The sequence below is a fragment of the Janthinobacterium sp. DSP2-3-3 genome (genome assembly GCF_049897325.1).
Lineage (GTDB): Bacteria > Pseudomonadota > Gammaproteobacteria > Burkholderiales > Burkholderiaceae_D > Janthinobacterium.
Map to the genome: position 1 here is coordinate 259,114 of NZ_JAFCWA010000007.1, position 15,456 is coordinate 274,569.

Sequence of the window (15,456 nt, forward strand, 5' to 3'; positions counted from 1 at the left end):
ACGAAATGCGCAGCGGCGCGATCGCTTACTGCTCGCGCTTGGCCTTCAGCTTTTGCTTGAGCTGCGCCATGACGGCAAAGGTCGCCTGCTCGCCCGCCAGGATCGCCTGGTTGCGGCTGTTGAAATCGTTGCCTTTCATGGTGCCCAGGCTGGGCTGGATCACCACGTCCGCATCCTTCAGCTCGAACTGGTTGATGCGCTGGCCCATGATGGCAAACGTCTGCATCAGCACTTCCATCGAACTGATGGCCTTCTGGGTATCCGTTTGCGACGAAATATTCACGGCGATGATGAAATCGGCGCCCATGTCGCGCGCAAAGCGCACGGGCACGGGAGCAACGAGGCCGCCATCGACATAGGTGTGGCCGGCAATGGTCACGGGCTGGAACACGCCGGGCACGGCCGACGAAGCGCGCACGGCCATGCCGGTGTTACCGCGCTGGAACAGGATCGGCTGGCCATTCTTCAAATCGGTCGCCACCACGCCAAACGGTATCTTGAGTTTTTCCAACGGCACGCCGCCGACAGCCTTGTTGACATAGCTTTGCAGCGCCTCGCCCTTGAGCACACCGGACGACTTGCCGAACAGGGGCAAGGCCCAGTCGGAAATGGCCGCCTCGTCCATGTCGAACGCCATCTTTTGCAGGGCGAAGCCGGAGTTGCCTGCCGCATACAAGGCACCCACCACGCTGCCGGCGCTGGTACCGGTGACGATGTCGGCGTGGATGCCCTGCGATTCGAGTGCCTTGATCACGCCGATATGCGCGAAGCCGCGCGCCGCGCCACCGCCCAGGGCCAGGCCGATCTTGATCTTGCGCGGCGGCACGACGATGGGCTCGGGAGGCGTCAATACTTGTAGGGGTTTCGGGACGGTGGTATCGCAGCCGGCCAGCGCAAAGGCGGCCAGGGCAAGCAGGGTCAGGCGTTTAGGGAGCATAGTGGCAGAAGAGAACCGCGCGCGGCAGTGGCAACAAAGGAGAGCCGATTGTAGCGCAAGCGGGGCCGCCCGCACTGAAGCCTGTCTTAAATGATTGCGGTGACAATGTTCGTACGGGCCGACTCTGCCACCAGACGGCTGCTAGACTGGCGCCTGCTTTGTTACTTGCTCCCGATATGTCAGAACATCAATTTGCCGACAGCCGCGCCTTGAGCGCCCCTTTTTCACAGCAACTGGCCAGCCACCCCGGCGACGGCGCCCTCGCCTGGCTGACCTGCGTGCTGGCCACGCAAGCGCCCGCGCTGCGCTCGTCGAACGCCATCCTGCTGGCCTACACGGGCAACCCGGCCGCCATCGACTGGATCGATGACTATATCGGCTCGCCCGTGGCGGGGCAATGGGGTGTGGCGGCAGCCCTGCTGGGCACGCCCTGGCCGCGCATCCTTGACTGGCTGCAGCGCGGCGGCGCGCACCGGCTGATGGCGCTCGACACCCTGCGCGCGTATCGCAAGCCGGCCGTCAACATGTCGCCGCTGGAACAGATCGCCGCGCCCGTGCTGCCGCAGGCGCCCGCGCGCACCGACCTCGATGCGGCGCTGGTCGCCTGCCTGGCCGCGTCAGCCACGCCACGCATCCAGGCAGCCGTCAACTCGATCAACAAGCATGTGGACGAAATCCTGCGCGGCGGCCCACGCGGCGTGGCCTTGGCCGACTTGCCGCGCCTGTATCTCGATGCGGCACCGTTCAAGCATGCGCCCGCCATTCTGGAGCAGCATGCGACCATGGTGGGCGACATGCGCGAAAACCTGCAGAACCTGCTCAAGGGCATATTGTGAACAGGCAAACCCTTGTGATGATCGACTTGAGCGATATCAACACCGCGCGCCAGTTGCATGCCACCCTGGCAGCCGCGCTGGCCTTTCCGGCCTTCTACGGCATGAACTGGGATGCCTTCTGGGATGCCATCACGGGCCTGGTGGAAATGCCGCAACAGTTACAATTCACAGCATGGCAAGCGCTGGAAGAGCGGCTGCCGCGCGATGCGGCCATCCTGCAGCGCATCCTGGCGCGCATGGCGCGAGAAATGCCGGACGCGGCGGCGCACGTGCATTACATGCAAAGCAGAAACGCTTGACAGCCCGGCCCAACTTCCCGTACATTAAGTGCATGTCCTCCTTCAAACATTCCTCCCCTTCCCTGCTGTCGCTATCGCGACTACACCTAGCACGCGCATAAGTTTGCCGCATTGCTTCGCCTGGCCACACGCCGGCGTGTTTCAAAAACCCTGGAAGGTTTGATGATGTTTGCACCATCCCCCGCTACACCCGTAATTTCTGACGCGACCACCACCACTGGTGCCGTTGCCGTGCTTTGCCTGCTAAAACTACCGATCGCTTGCCTGGCCTAGTGTTGCGTGGCCGCCCGGCAAGCTTGCGCCACAACCATTGATTTCCCCCCTATCTTCAGGAGTACCCGATCATGATGTTGCAAAACCCAGCTTCCAAATACCGCGCCTTTCCTCCCGTCCAATTGACCGACCGTCAATGGCCAAACCAGATCATCAGCAAACCGCCTATCTGGATGAGCACCGACTTGCGCGACGGCAACCAGTCGCTGATCGAGCCGATGAGCGCGGAAAAGAAGCTGCGTTTCTTCGAGATGCTGATTGCCATCGGCCTGAAAGAAATCGAAGTGGGTTTCCCATCGGCATCGCAGACGGATTTCGATTTCGTGCGCAAGCTCGTCGATGAAGGCCGCATCCCGGACGACGTCACCATCATCGTGCTGACCCAGTCGCGCGAGGAATTGATACGCCGCACGGTGGAATCGGTCGTCGGCGCCAAGCGCGCCATCGTCCACCTGTACAACTCCGTGGCACCCGTGTTCCGCAAGGTCGTGTTCGGCATGTCGCGCGAGGAAATCACGCAGATCGCCACCACCGGCACCACCCTCGTCAAACAGCTGGTGGCGCAGCATCCGGAAACGCAATGGGGCTTTGAATACACGCCGGAATCGTTCTCCACCACCGAGCTCGATTTCTCCAAGCATATCTGCGACGCCGTCAGCGCCATCTGGAAGCCGACGCCGGCCAACAAGATGATCGTCAACCTGCCATCGACCGTGGAATGCAGCACGCCCAATGTGTATGCGGACCAGATCGAATGGATGTCGCGCAAACTGGCGCGCCGCGATTCCATCATCATCAGCGTGCACCCGCACAACGACCGCGGCACGGCCGTCGCGTCGGCCGAGCTGGCCGTGATGGCGGGCGCCGACCGCGTCGAAGGCTGTTTGTTCGGCAATGGCGAGCGCACGGGCAACGTCGACCTGGTGACCCTGGCGATGAACTTGTACACGCAGGGCGTGCACCCGGGCCTGGATTTCTCCGATATCGACACCGTGCGCAAGTGCGTGGAAGAGTGCAACCAGTTGCCCGTCCACCCGCGCCACCCGTATGCGGGCGACCTGGTGTTTACGGCATTCTCCGGCTCGCACCAAGATGCGATCAAGAAAGGTTTCGCCAAGCAACAACCGGACAGCATCTGGGAAGTGCCGTACTTGCCGATCGATCCGGCCGACCTGGGCCGCAGCTACGACGCCGTGATCCGCGTCAACAGCCAGTCCGGCAAGGGTGGCATGGCGTACTTGCTGGAACAGGAATATGGCCTGGTCTTGCCGCGCCGCCTGCAGATCGAATTCTCGCGCGCCGTGCAAGCCGTGGCCGACGCCACGGGCCGCGAAATCGCCGCGCAGGATATCCATGAAATATTCCAGAAGGAATACCTGGAGCAGACGGCGCCGTACGCCTACGCTTCGCACCGCATGGTGGAAGACACCAGCAGCGATGAATCCGTGCAGATCGACATCAGCCTGTCGCACCGCCAAACGCCGCTGGCCCTGCAAGGCGGCGGCAACGGCCCCATCGATGCCTTCGTGAATGCGCTGGGCCTGGACATCAAATTGATGGATTACCATGAGCATTCGATCGGCTCCGGCGCCAATGCGCAAGCGGCTTGCTACGTGGAATTGCGCCTCGACAATGGCCCGACCCTGTTCGGCGCCGCCATCGACAGCAATATCGTCACCGCCTCGTTCAAGGCCGTGCTGTCGGCCGTGAACCGCCGCATCGGGCAGACGGACGCCGAAAAAACAACTGCGGCCGATGTGGCGGCCAGCGCCGCCTAAGTTATTTCAGCGCGCTTCATAGGAGAAAAAGCGGTACGGCTTGATCGCCGTGCCGCTTTTTCATTTCTACCGGGCAATTAGTAGTGCAAATCAGGTATCGCCCACCGTATAATCGTTTCATAACAAGACCACCGGAGACAGATCATTAGCTACCGAGGGAATCAGTATGAAATTGACGGATATGAAGATAGGCGTGCGCCTGGGTGCCGGTTTTGGCGTGGTGCTGCTGCTGATGGCAGTGCTGGTAGGAACGGGCCTTTTCCGACTGGACAAGATCGGCGCGCTCAGCGAAGCCATCATCGAGAAAGACTGGGCCAAGGCCGATGCCATCGCCACCATTCGCAGTACCACGCGCTCGAACGCGGCGCTGGTGCTGGAACTGTTCATCCATGAAGATCCGGCCCGCGCCAACGCCATCCACGGCGAAATCGATGCCAACAAGGCCACCATCAGCGATGCGCTGGCCATCCTCGACCACCTGATCGTGCTGCCTGAAGGCAAGGAACTGCTGGCCACCCTGAAGCAGCAGCGCAAGGCCTATGTGGTCTCGTTCAGCCAGGCCGACAAGCTACTGGTGGCGGGACAGCGCGCGGAAGCGGCCGTGCATGTGCGCGACGACACTTTGCCCGCCCTGAATCAGTTGCAGAAAACGGTGAACCGCCTGAATGAAATCCAGCGCGCAGTGGTCGTGCATGGCGGCCAGCAAATCCGGCAGAATATTTCCTCAGCTAATGTCCTGATGGCCAGCCTGGGCACGACCGCGCTGCTGCTGGGCGTGCTCTTTGCCTGGTGGGTCACGCGCTCGATTACCACGCCCATCGCGTATGCCCTGCGCGTGGCACAAGCCGTGGCCGCAGGCGACCTAAGCAGTAAAATCGTGGCCGATGGCATGGATGAAACGGGCCAGTTGCTGCAGGCGCTGCGCGACATGAATACCAACCTGGCCACGCTGGTGGGGCAAGTACGCGGTGGCACGGGCACGATCGCCGTGGCGTCGAGCCAGATCGCCAGCGGCAATGCCGACCTGTCGGCCCGCACGGAAGCGCAGGCCAGTGCGCTGGAAGAAACCGCCTCGTCGATGATCGAACTGACGGGCACCGTGCGCAGCAATAGCGACAATGCGCGCCAGGCCGACAGCCTGGCCCGCTCGGCATCGGGCATCGCGCAGCGCGGTGGCACGGCCATGGCGGAAGTAATCGGCACCATGGATGCCATCAATGCCTCCTCGCGCAAGATCGTCGACATCATCGCCGTCATCGACGGCATCGCCTTCCAGACGAATATCCTGGCCCTGAACGCGGCCGTGGAAGCGGCGCGTGCGGGCGAAGAGGGACGCGGCTTTGCCGTGGTGGCGTCCGAAGTGCGCAACCTGGCCCAGCGCTCGGCCGCCGCCGCCAAGGAAATCAAGGAACTCATTGCCGACTCCGTCAATCGGGTCGACCAGGGCGCGCAGCTGGTCAGCCAGGCGGGTGCCACGATGGAAGAAGTGGTGGCCAGCGTGGGCCGGGTCAGCGCCATCGTCGGTGAAATCAGCGTCGCCAACCACGAGCAAAGCGAAGGCATCGAGCAGATCAATGCCGCCATCATGCAGATGGACCAGACGACGCAGCAGAATGCGGCCCTGGTCGAAGAGGCAGCCGCAGCGGCGGCAGCCATGCATGAACAGGCAGGCGAACTGGAAACCCTTGTCAGCCAGTTCAAGCTGGAACAGAACGCCGTCGCCAAGGCCCCGCCCCGCCCTGATGCGCCCACCGTCCCGCGCTTGCACTAGGCTATTTACGCCACCTGGCGCGCCAGGCGGATGCCGGAAAACTGCCAGCGCGCACCGGCCGGGAAGAAATTGCGGTAGCTGGCGCGCGCATGGCCGGCCGGCGTGGCGCACGACGCACCGCGCAACACATACTGATTCAGCATGAACTTGCCGTTGTACTCGCCCAGCGCCCCGGGCGCCGTGCGGTAACCGGGATACGGCGCGTAGCTGCTGCTGGTCCACTGCCAGCAGTGGCCAAACATTTGCCGCAAGCCTGCACGCAAGGTGGCCGGGGCTGGATGCAGTTGCCCGACTTGCACTTCGCTGCCTTGCGCCGCCACTTCCCACTCCGCTTCTGTCGGCAGACGCGCGCCAGCCCAGTTCGCATAAGCATCCGCCTCGAATAGCGACAAATGCGTGGCCGGCGCTTGGACGTCGAGCGGGCGCAGTCCAAACAAGGTGAATTCCTGCCAGCGCCCCGCCTCGTCGCGCTGCCAGTACAGCGGACATTCCAGCTGCTGGCTGCGCACCCAGTCCCAGCCTTCGGCCAGCCACCAATGCGCCGTGCGGTAGCCGCCCGCCTCGATGAAGGCCAGATACTCGCCATTCGTCACCAGCGCACTGGCCAGTTCGAACGGCGCCACGTATTGCGGATGGCGCGGCAATTCATTGTCGAAGCAAAAACCGTCGCCCGCATGGCCGATCTGCGCCAGGCCGCCGTCGAAAACGAGCCAGGCCGTGGGCTGTGCGTGTTCTTGCGCTGGCGCAACCGCACTGTCCAGGCAAGCGGGAGACAGGTAAGCGGAAGGCAGGTAAGCTGGAAACAGGGCGCTCTGCGCCAGCAAGTGTTTCACGTCCGTCAACAGCAATTCCTGGTGCTGCTGCTCGTGTTCGAGGCCCAGCGCCAGCAGCATGGTCAGCCGTTCGCGCTCGGCACGCGCCAGCTCGCCCGCCAGCAGGCGGGCGATGCGCGCATCGACGTTGGCCCGGTAGGCGCGCACCTGCGCCATGCCGGGGCGCGTCAGCAAGCCCCGCTGGGCGCGCGGATGCTTCTCGCCCACGCCGTTGTAGTACGAGTTAAACAATACGCGGAAGGCGGGGTGGAATGGCGTGAACGCCGCTTCCATGTTTTCCAAGATAAACGTTTCAAAAAACCAGGTGGTATGCGCCAAATGCCATTTCACGGGGCTGGCGTCCGGCATCGATTGGGCGCCGCAATCCTCGTCGGACAGCGGTTCGGCCAGCCGCAGCGAGTGCTGGCGCACCTTATTGTAATGATCGATCAACATCTCTTCCTTCTTAATCCCGGATCACTTTGGCGTAAATGACGGCAAACCACTGCTGCGGGTCTGTCCAAACTTGCACGGTGGAAAATCCCGCCTGCTCCAGCAAGCCGACAAAACTTGCGCGCGTGTATTTGTAGCTGTCTTCTGTATGGATGCGTTCGCCTTTCGCGAAACGCCGCTGGCCACCTTTCCAATGGACAACTTGCTCGCTGCGCGCTTCCAGGTGCATTTCGACGCGGCGCTCGTCGGCATTGAAAAAGCCATGGTGCTGCCAGGCGCGCACGTCGAAGTCCGCGCCGATCAGCCCGTTCACGTGGCGCAACATGTTCAGGTTGAAGGCGGCCGTGACGCCCAGCGCATCGTCATAAGCCGCGTCGAGGATGGCGTCGTCCTTGATCAGGTCAACACCGATCAGCAGGCCGCCATCGCCGTCCGCATTGGCGCGCAGGCGGCGCAGGAAGGCGGTCGCTTGCTCAGGAGCGAAATTGCCAATCGACGAGCCGGGATAGAAGAACAATCGCCGCGCCTCGCGCACGCTGTCGGGCAAGTCCAGCCGGCTGGAGAAATCCAGGCCCAGGCCCGTCATCTCGATGTGCGGAAAGCGCTGCTGCAGCCGGCTCAGCGATTCACTGAGGAAATCATAGGAAATATCCACGGCCACATACTGGACTGGATGCAGCAGGGGGAACAGGCTGGCGGCCTTGGCGCAATTGCCTGCCCCCAGGTCGATCAGGGTGCTGCCCGGCCCCACGGCGTGCGCGATCTCGGCGCCGTGACGGGCAAAGATGGCGGCCTCGGTGCGCGTCGGATAGTACTCGGGCAAGGCGCAAATGGCTTCGAACAGCTTCGAGCCCAGCGCGTCGTACAGGTACTTGGGCGAGGTCCATGCCTCGCGCGCCAGCAGGCCGCTGCTGATCTCGACTATCGTGGCAGGTGTGGCGCTGGCCACTCGGACGTTGCTGGCGGGAGACAAATCTGACTGCTGTTGCGCGAGTGGCATGGTCATGGGCTGGCGTCGTCTATCAAGGTTCACAAAAGGCTTGCTGGGCTGGTACCTGGCATGCGCGCGCTGCCTGCTGCCGCGCAGGGCATGGAAGACGCCATTGCCGATGATTTTTTCCCATCATAGCGGAATCCGCACAAGCCAGCCGTGCGACAGGTAACGCAAGATCAAACTAGCAGTGTGCACATAAAATTGGTATTGCCAAGCAAAAAGGATAAGCCTGTCGTATACTACACGTTGCCGGCCAAACAATCCGCGCCCCTTTGCAGTTCCCAGGCCCCCCTCTCCCCCGCGTGCCTCCCTTTACGATAGCCGTTATTAATCAAGATCACCATGCTCGAATTGCGCCATCTGTCGAAGTCCTATGCCCATGCCCGTCCCGTGCTGGCTAACATTTCCTGCCGCTTCAAGGCGGGGGAATTCATCGCCATCATGGGTGACTCGGGCGTTGGCAAGTCGACCTTGCTGAACCTGATCGCCGGCCTCGATACACCCGATGCGGGTGCCGAAGCGCACCCTATCCTGGTGGACGGCATTGCCATGTCCAGCCTCGATGACGCCGCCGCCACCCGGCTGCGTCGCGCCCGCATGGGCTTTATATTCCAGGCCTTCCACGTCTTGCCACACCTGACCCTGCTGCAAAACGTGGCCCTGCCGCTGCTGCTCAACGGACTGCCCCAGGAGCGTGCCGCCAGCATGCTCGAAGCGGTCGGCCTGGGCGGACGCGGCGGCGACTTTCCGCAACAACTGTCCGGCGGCGAAATGCAGCGCGTGGCCATTGCCCGCGCGCTCGTGCATAAGCCGGCGCTGGTATTGGCCGATGAGCCTACCGGCAACCTCGATCCCGATACGGCGCACAGCATCCTGCAATTGCTGCGCGCCGAAATCAAGGCCAACGGCAGTTGCGCGATCATGGTCACGCATTCGCTGGCCGCCGCCGAAATGGCGGACAGAACCATGATCCTGACGAAAAACGGCTTACAAAATACAACAATCGTCAACCGAATTAATCAAACAAACAGTTAATTTAACTAACTATCTGTCACAAGTTTTGTTATCGTAGTATTATTGAAAACACTTGCATGGTTATCAATGTTTTAATGCGAATGTTGTTACGTCACCCGGACAGCCTTACTGCGATGACGAACTTTAGCCGGGACCGCAGTGTGTGGTCTCGTCCCTTGCATAACCTGAAGGAGGAGTAAATGAACGTTCGGCAAAAGAAGCTGGAAATGATTGAAGCGATGAACCGGGCGCGGGCGCTCGAACCATCGAGTTTTGTGCCCAACAAGCTGCTCGATACCCTGATCGAGAAGATGAACCTGAAAAATGATGCGGAACTGTGCCGTGTTCTGGAAGTACAGCCTCCCATCATCAGCAAGATTCGTCACGGCAAACTGTCGGTCGGTGCAACGATTTTATTGCGCATGCATGAAAAGTCGGACATCACCATCCGCGAACTGAAGGAACTGTCCGCCACGCCAGTCCACTGATACATCCGCTGTTGTAATGCCCTGCCAGGCACCCAGGTTCCCGGCGCCATGAACTTTTGCCATACAATTCGCGTAGTTCGCTCACCGCACAACATCCGAGCACGATAGCGAAGAGACCCAGCCCAAACCATGCTGACCGTTTCTCTGCCCTCCCGCTCCCGCGCTACCCCTCCCTGCTTTCACTTCGCATTGCTCCCGCCAGCCAGCATTTCCACTCAAACTTGATCTGACACAACACGCACAGTACGCGCAGGCATCAAGGTCAGCTTTTAAGCAGTGATCTCAACCGCATATCCAGCGACCCACGCGCTGTCGGGCGCGCGCGGTATCGGCAACTGCCGCATCGCACTCGATATCGGTCCTGCCGACGTGGTGCAACTGCTGCTGTGCGACGGCAGTTCGCTGCTGGCGCGCGCCATTGCCGCCGCCGCGGCCATCGAGCAAATCATGGCCGAGACGCGCTACCAGGGCAGCTTCACGTTCGAGCGGCGCATCCGCCACAGCCGCAAGTGGCCGGCCCCGGCATCGCCCATACGGGCCTGGTGCTGGGACCGAAGACGCGGCTGACGGCGCCGCTGCACTTCCTGCTGGAACTGCTGCCGCCCGACAGCGCGGAGACCGGCTTGCGCAGCGCCGTGCAAGCGCTGGCCAGCCAGCTGCAGGCGTCACTGCCCGGCATGAATCTTGATTGCCTTAGCCAGGCACCACTCCGTAATGGCGCGCATAGCGCTCATCCAGATTCGCCAGCGGCATCATCATGAACATGTCGGCGCTTTCGAAATCAGGGTCCCAGGCCGGTTCGCCGCAAATCCAGGCGCCCGAACGCAGATAACCCTTGATCAGCGGCGGCACCTGCGGCTTGTGCGCCGCTTCCACCTGGTGGATGGGGAAAGGCAGGTGCGGCGTGACGCGGTATTCGGCCGGCGCCATGTGCTTTTCCGCCAGCGCCTGGTACACGGCGACAGCGTTATGCCCGCCATCGGCCAGGCTGATGCTGGCGCAGCCGACCAGGTAGTCGCAGCGCTCGCGGCGCATGTACTCGGCCAGGCCCGACCACAGCAGCATGATCACGCTGCCGCCCCGGTATTTCGGGTGGATGCAAGCGCGGCCCGCTTCGACCATGCGTCCGCGCAGGTTCTTCAGGCGGCTCAGGTCGAACTCGTTTTCCGAATACAGGCGGCCGATCTTGGCAGCCTTGGCCGCGCTCAGCACGCGGTAGGTGCCCACCACTTTCAGGGTATCGGCATCGCGCACGATCAGATGATCGCAATGCGCGTCGAATTCATCGCTGTCGAGGCCATCGGCATTGGCCAGCGACGTCAGGCCCATGGTCTCGATAAACACCTTGTAACGCAAACGCTGGACTTCGCGCAATTCCACCGCTGTCGTGGCCTGGCTCAGCACCAGTTGGACCGGCCGGGCCTTGGCTTCGTTTGACGTGCTTATGTTTTGCATGGTTTCATCCCCTGTGATCAAGACGACTCCAGCGTACTTGTCTAATATGTCAGGAAAATGACAGCCGAATGTCATTTCCATGACGCAAGTCAATGTCATTCGGGGATCGTGCATAATTACCACACTCGCCCGGCAGGAAAACAGGATGAAAGACCGGGACGCCCCCCACATCACGCCCTATACCAAGCCGGCCGCCGGCTGGGATGCCTTGAAACACGTGGCCATCAGCCTGCGCCAGGAACGGGTGGCGCCCGGCAATCTGAAAGCCCTGCTGGCGCAAAACCAGCCGGACGGCTTCGACTGCCCCGGCTGCGCCTGGCCAGACCGCAACCACGCTTCCACGTTTGCCTTTTGCGAAAACGGCACCAAGGCCGTCGCAGCGGAAGCGACCAGCCGCCGCACCGGTCCGGACCTGTTTGCCAACACCACCGTAACGCAACTGCTGGAACAGTCCGACTATGCGCTGGAACAGCACGGCCGGCTGACCGAACCGATGGCCTACGACGCGGGCAGCGACCGCTATGTGCCCATCGCAGGAAACGACGCCTACGCCCCTCACTTGCGCCGCCCTGCGCAGCTGCGCGCTGACGGTGCAGATGGCCACCAAGCTCAATCGCAACCACCTGGTCATCGGCAAGGAAGACTTGCTGCTGGCCCACCCTGGGGCGCACGGAAATCGACCTGCAGGGCGGCCTGGCGCAAGGCATGACGGTGGAAGACTCGATGCGCATGGTGCATATCTCGTACGGCCGCAATACACCCGCTTCGCCGCAACTGCGCTCGGAAGTGGCCATCGTGGCCGGCATGGCCGAAGCGACGGTCGGCTGCGCCCTGGTGGACTGGCGCGCGTATGCTGCCGACTACGCGCGCATCCGCGACGACATCGAAAAGGTGTTTGACGATTTTTACGACTACAACGTCGCGCCATGGGGAACGCCTGATGGTCTTGATGAGTACGCGCTCGCACGACCAGTACAACACCACCATTTACGGCATGGATGACCGCTACCGCGGGGTGTACGGCACGCGCAAGGTCGTCTTCGCCAACAAGGAAGATATCGCCATGCTGGGCTTTGCCGATGGCGAGCTGGCAGATATGATCAGCGCGTGGGACAATGGCGTGGCGCACCGACGTCGAAATCCGTCCCCGTAGCGCTGGAACCCAGCGGAACTTAAAGCGCGATGCCGGGAGTGTAGTCGACGAAAGCATCCTGGCGGCAAAAGCCCACCAGCTTCATGCCCGCCTGCGTGGCGATGGAAATGGCCAGCGAACTGGGGGCGGAAATGGTCGCCAGCAAGGGAATCTGCATGCGCGCCGCCTTGCGCGCCAGCTCGTAGCTGCCGCGACTGGACAAGAAGACGAAGCCGCGCCGCATGTCGGTGCCTCTCAGTGCGAGGTGGCCAATCAGTTTATCCAGGCCGTTATGCCGGCCGATATCCTCGAACACGTGCACGATATCGCCGTCGGGCGTGCACCACGCGGCCGCATGCACGCCGCCCGTTGCCTGCATCAGTGCCTGGTGTTCGCGCAAGCCGCTCGACGCGCGCGCCAGCGCGGCGGGCAAGTCGACCTGAATCAGGGACGGCGGCAGCGCTTCGGGCTGCAAGTCGAGCATGTCGATGCTGTCGATGCCGCACACGCCGCAGCCGCTGCGGCCCGTGAGCGCGCGGCGCCGGTCCTTCAGGCGCACGAAATCCTCCTGCGCAATGGTCAGTGCCACTTCGGCGGAATCGGCGCGCAGGAAGACTTCACAGTCGAAGATGGCGCCGGCAGAAGCGACCACGCCTTCCGTCAGCGCGAAACCATAGGCAAACGCTTGCAGATCACGCGGGGTAGCCATCATGACGACGTGGGAAATGCCATTGAAGACCAGCGCGACGGGGATTTCTTCGGCGACGTGGTCGATGGCGGCAGTGGAGTCGCCCGCGTGGTGGCGGACGATGGCGCGCTCGACAAAGCCGGCGCGATCAATACTGATTTCTTCTGACATGGCAACCATGGGGGAACTATCACAGGCCCCATGGTAAACCAGAATGGGCAAGCGGGGGGTGGCCCCTCCGCTCGCGCCATCAATCCTTCTTCGGACGGCCCGTTTTCAGCTGCGGCAAGCCGGCCAGCACATTTTGCAGGGTCGCCAGATCGATCTGGCTGATCAGCGCCACGCCGATGCGCAGCAATTCGCTTTTCTTGATCTCGAAACCGGCCTTCAGGCAAGCTTTCTTGACCTGGCCCAAAACTTCATACTCCGCTTCCGGCATGGTGAAGCTGTCGCGCACCAGTTTCGGCTTGCGGGCTTTTTCCTTGACGGCGGCAACCTTGGCGGCCGGCGCTTTTTTTGCGGCGGCCGGCTTGGCAGCGGCTTTGGCTACCGGTTTGACGGCGGCTTTCACTGCCGGCTTGGCGACGGCCTTGGCGGCTGGTTTCGCAGCAACCTTGGCCGCCGGTTTGGCAACGGCTTTCACCTCCGCCTTGGCAGCCGGCTTGGCAGCGGCTTTGGCGACTGGTTTGGCCACGACAGCCTTGGTCGCCAGCTTGGCAGCGACAGGCTTTGCTGCTACCGGCTTCGCTGCGGCGGGCTTGGCGGCCACTGGCTTGGCGGCGGCTTTTGCCACCGGCTTGGCGGCCGGCTTGGCGGCCGGTTTTACGGCAGGCTTGGCGGCCGGTGCGGCCTTGGCCGCTGCCGCATTGATCGAGGCGCTGGTGGGGAACATCGATACGGTCGCGCTGTCGGCTTTTTTCACTGGAACGGTTTTGGTCATGGATTATCCAATCTAATAAATAATATAAACAATATATACTCTTTTTTGAAAACTTGCTTGCTGCACATCAAGCCATGCGAACGGCATGGCCTCCTAGGCGCTGGCACGGATGGTGAAATCGACCCCGACCTCATCCCAGAATTCCTGCTCCTTCTCGATCCAGAACGACACGGTGGGATGGTGCGCCACCCAGCCGCGTTTGATGTCGAGCTCGATGCGGCTCTTCATGCGCAGCCGCAGTTCGCTGAAATCGGCTTCGATGCGCGCATGCATGAGCAGAATCGACAGGCGCAACGCCAGCACGGCCTTGGCAAAATCAGGGTCGGACAGCACTTCGCCGATCTTGCGCAAATTGCCCTTCTGCGCCAGGATCAGCCGGCTCATGGTCTTCTGTTCGCGCGTGGTAAAACCGGGCAAGTCCGCGTTTTCCACGATGTAGGATGCGTGCTTGTGGTAGCCCGTCTGCGACACGGCCAGCCCCACTTCGTGCAGCAGGCTGCTCCAGCGCAGGCATTTCACCAGGGCATCGGACGTGGGCTTGAGCTGCGCGTACATGGTCAGTGCCTGTTCGGCCACCCGGCCGGCGCGCTGCTGGTCGATATGGAATTTCTCCATGCAGCCCTGCACCGACTGTTCACGGCGGTCGCGCTTGGTCGAACGCAGATACAAATCCCACATCACGCCCATGCGCAAGCCTGCCTCGATCGGCGTCATGACGGGAATGGCCAGTTCGCGGAACAGGCCGATCAAGATGGCCAGGCCGCCGACAATGGTGCTGGCGCGGTCGGGGCGCAGACCGGGCATGTCGATGCGGCTGGTGTGACCCAGCTCGATGAAGCGCCGCGCCAGCGCATCGAGGCTGGCGCTGGTGAGCAAGCCATCGCCCAGCTTGTTGCGGGCGATGATGTCGGCGATCGTGCGGATGGTGCCGGAAGAGCCGTAGGCCGTCTTCCAGTGCTGCGTATGGTAAGGCGGGGCGGCATCTTCGAAATGGCTGCGCGCCGACAGGATGGCCGCCTCGAACGACGGCGCGTCGATGCGCCCGCCGATGAAGAACGACAGGCTTTGCTTGACGGTGCCCAGGCTGAAGGATTCGACGCGTTCGATATCGTTGCCGCGCCCCAGTATCAGTTCGGTCGAACCGCCGCCGATATCCATCACCAGCCGACGTTCGCCGGGAATGGCCAGCGCATTGGCCACGCCCATGTAAATCAAACGCCCCTCTTCCTCACCCGAGATGATCTCGATCGGATGGCCGATGGCTTGCTCGGCCAGCGGCAGGAAGACGGCGCCGTTGCGCGCCACCCGCATGGCCGACGTGGCCACCACGCGCACGGCATCGAGCTCGAAGCCGGCGAGGATGGCGCGAAAGCGCTGCAAGCAGGCCAGCGCCCCCTGCATGGCCGCCTCTGTCAGGTCGCCATTGGCATCGAGGCCGGCGGCCAGGCGTATCGGGTCGCGCACGCTCTTGACCACGCGTATGGTGTCGCCATCATGCTTGCCGACGTGTAAACGAAAACTGTTGGACCCCAGGTCCACCGCTGCATACATACTGGCCTCTTGTCTTGTCTTTGCTGTACCAAGCG

Annotated in this window: 14 protein-coding genes and 1 pseudogene; 8 read left to right on the plus strand and 7 right to left on the minus strand. The window is 62.3% G+C overall.

The window, feature by feature from the left end:
* Nucleotides 1-25: 25 nt before the first annotated feature.
* Nucleotides 26-937, minus strand: coding sequence for a patatin-like phospholipase family protein (locus ACP7DE_RS16270; RefSeq protein ID WP_426073064.1), 912 nt, complete (start codon nucleotides 935-937; stop codon nucleotides 26-28).
* 176 nt (nucleotides 938-1,113) lie between these two features.
* Between ACP7DE_RS16270 and ACP7DE_RS16275 the strand changes: the two genes are divergently transcribed.
* The 4 genes from ACP7DE_RS16275 to ACP7DE_RS16290 all read left to right on the plus strand — a co-directional run bounded on the left by ACP7DE_RS16275 (nucleotide 1,114) and on the right by ACP7DE_RS16290 (nucleotide 5,894).
* Nucleotides 1,114-1,773: a hypothetical protein gene (locus ACP7DE_RS16275; RefSeq protein WP_426073065.1), complete on the plus strand. Its 660-nt coding sequence runs from the start codon at nucleotides 1,114-1,116 to the stop codon at nucleotides 1,771-1,773.
* A 17-nt stretch (nucleotides 1,774-1,790) separates the two neighbouring features.
* Complete coding sequence (locus ACP7DE_RS16280; RefSeq protein ID WP_426073146.1) at nucleotides 1,791-2,072, plus strand: barstar family protein; 282 nt, start codon at nucleotides 1,791-1,793, stop codon at nucleotides 2,070-2,072.
* A gap of 344 nt (nucleotides 2,073-2,416) precedes the next feature.
* Entirely contained in the window at nucleotides 2,417-4,123 is a 1,707-nt protein-coding gene (gene leuA / locus ACP7DE_RS16285; protein WP_426073066.1) for a 2-isopropylmalate synthase, read from the plus strand.
* 166 nt (nucleotides 4,124-4,289) lie between these two features.
* A complete protein-coding gene (locus tag ACP7DE_RS16290; protein WP_426073067.1) occupies nucleotides 4,290-5,894 on the plus strand; it encodes a methyl-accepting chemotaxis protein in 1,605 nt (534 codons plus the stop codon).
* A gap of 5 nt (nucleotides 5,895-5,899) precedes the next feature.
* On the opposite strand, the gene egtB is transcribed toward ACP7DE_RS16290, so the two are convergent.
* Both egtB and egtD read right to left on the minus strand, forming a co-directional pair.
* Nucleotides 5,900-7,162 (minus strand): ergothioneine biosynthesis protein EgtB, encoded by a 1,263-nt coding sequence (egtB, locus tag ACP7DE_RS16295; protein ID WP_426073068.1) that lies wholly within the window; start codon nucleotides 7,160-7,162, stop codon nucleotides 5,900-5,902.
* 10 nt (nucleotides 7,163-7,172) lie between these two features.
* The gene (gene egtD / locus ACP7DE_RS16300) at nucleotides 7,173-8,165 is read right to left on the minus strand and encodes an L-histidine N(alpha)-methyltransferase (RefSeq protein ID WP_426073069.1); all 993 of its coding nucleotides are present in this window, start codon (nucleotides 8,163-8,165) and stop codon (nucleotides 7,173-7,175) included.
* A 330-nt stretch (nucleotides 8,166-8,495) separates the two neighbouring features.
* Between egtD and ACP7DE_RS16305 the strand changes: the two genes are divergently transcribed.
* The 3 genes from ACP7DE_RS16305 to ACP7DE_RS16315 all read left to right on the plus strand — a co-directional run bounded on the left by ACP7DE_RS16305 (nucleotide 8,496) and on the right by ACP7DE_RS16315 (nucleotide 10,222).
* On the plus strand, nucleotides 8,496-9,188 hold the full coding sequence (locus tag ACP7DE_RS16305; protein WP_426073070.1) for an ABC transporter ATP-binding protein: 693 nt from the start codon (nucleotides 8,496-8,498) through the stop codon (nucleotides 9,186-9,188).
* Nucleotides 9,189-9,367: 179 nt separating this feature from the next.
* Complete coding sequence (locus tag ACP7DE_RS16310) at nucleotides 9,368-9,655, plus strand: hypothetical protein (protein WP_034786045.1); 288 nt, start codon at nucleotides 9,368-9,370, stop codon at nucleotides 9,653-9,655.
* A 276-nt stretch (nucleotides 9,656-9,931) separates the two neighbouring features.
* Nucleotides 9,932-10,222, plus strand: coding sequence for a hypothetical protein (locus ACP7DE_RS16315; protein WP_426073071.1), 291 nt, complete (start codon nucleotides 9,932-9,934; stop codon nucleotides 10,220-10,222).
* A 126-nt stretch (nucleotides 10,223-10,348) separates the two neighbouring features.
* On the opposite strand, the gene ACP7DE_RS16320 is transcribed toward ACP7DE_RS16315, so the two are convergent.
* Nucleotides 10,349-11,110: a GNAT family N-acetyltransferase gene (locus tag ACP7DE_RS16320; RefSeq protein WP_426073072.1), complete on the minus strand. Its 762-nt coding sequence runs from the start codon at nucleotides 11,108-11,110 to the stop codon at nucleotides 10,349-10,351.
* Nucleotides 11,111-11,255: 145 nt separating this feature from the next.
* Between ACP7DE_RS16320 and ACP7DE_RS16325 the strand changes: the two are divergent.
* Nucleotides 11,256-12,143 (plus strand): annotated as a pseudogene (locus tag ACP7DE_RS16325) (hypothetical protein); the annotation flags it as partial.
* 139 nt (nucleotides 12,144-12,282) lie between these two features.
* Here the strand turns inward: ACP7DE_RS16325 and fdhD are convergent.
* The 3 genes from fdhD to ACP7DE_RS16340 all read right to left on the minus strand — a co-directional run bounded on the left by fdhD (nucleotide 12,283) and on the right by ACP7DE_RS16340 (nucleotide 15,421).
* A complete protein-coding gene (gene fdhD, locus ACP7DE_RS16330) occupies nucleotides 12,283-13,101 on the minus strand; it encodes a formate dehydrogenase accessory sulfurtransferase FdhD (RefSeq protein ID WP_426073073.1) in 819 nt (272 codons plus the stop codon).
* A gap of 79 nt (nucleotides 13,102-13,180) precedes the next feature.
* Nucleotides 13,181-13,870, minus strand: a complete 690-nt coding sequence (locus ACP7DE_RS16335; protein ID WP_426073074.1) for a hypothetical protein — start codon at nucleotides 13,868-13,870, stop codon at nucleotides 13,181-13,183.
* A 93-nt stretch (nucleotides 13,871-13,963) separates the two neighbouring features.
* On the minus strand, nucleotides 13,964-15,421 hold the full coding sequence (locus ACP7DE_RS16340) for a Ppx/GppA phosphatase family protein (RefSeq protein WP_426073075.1): 1,458 nt from the start codon (nucleotides 15,419-15,421) through the stop codon (nucleotides 13,964-13,966).
* Nucleotides 15,422-15,456 lie beyond the last annotated feature (35 nt).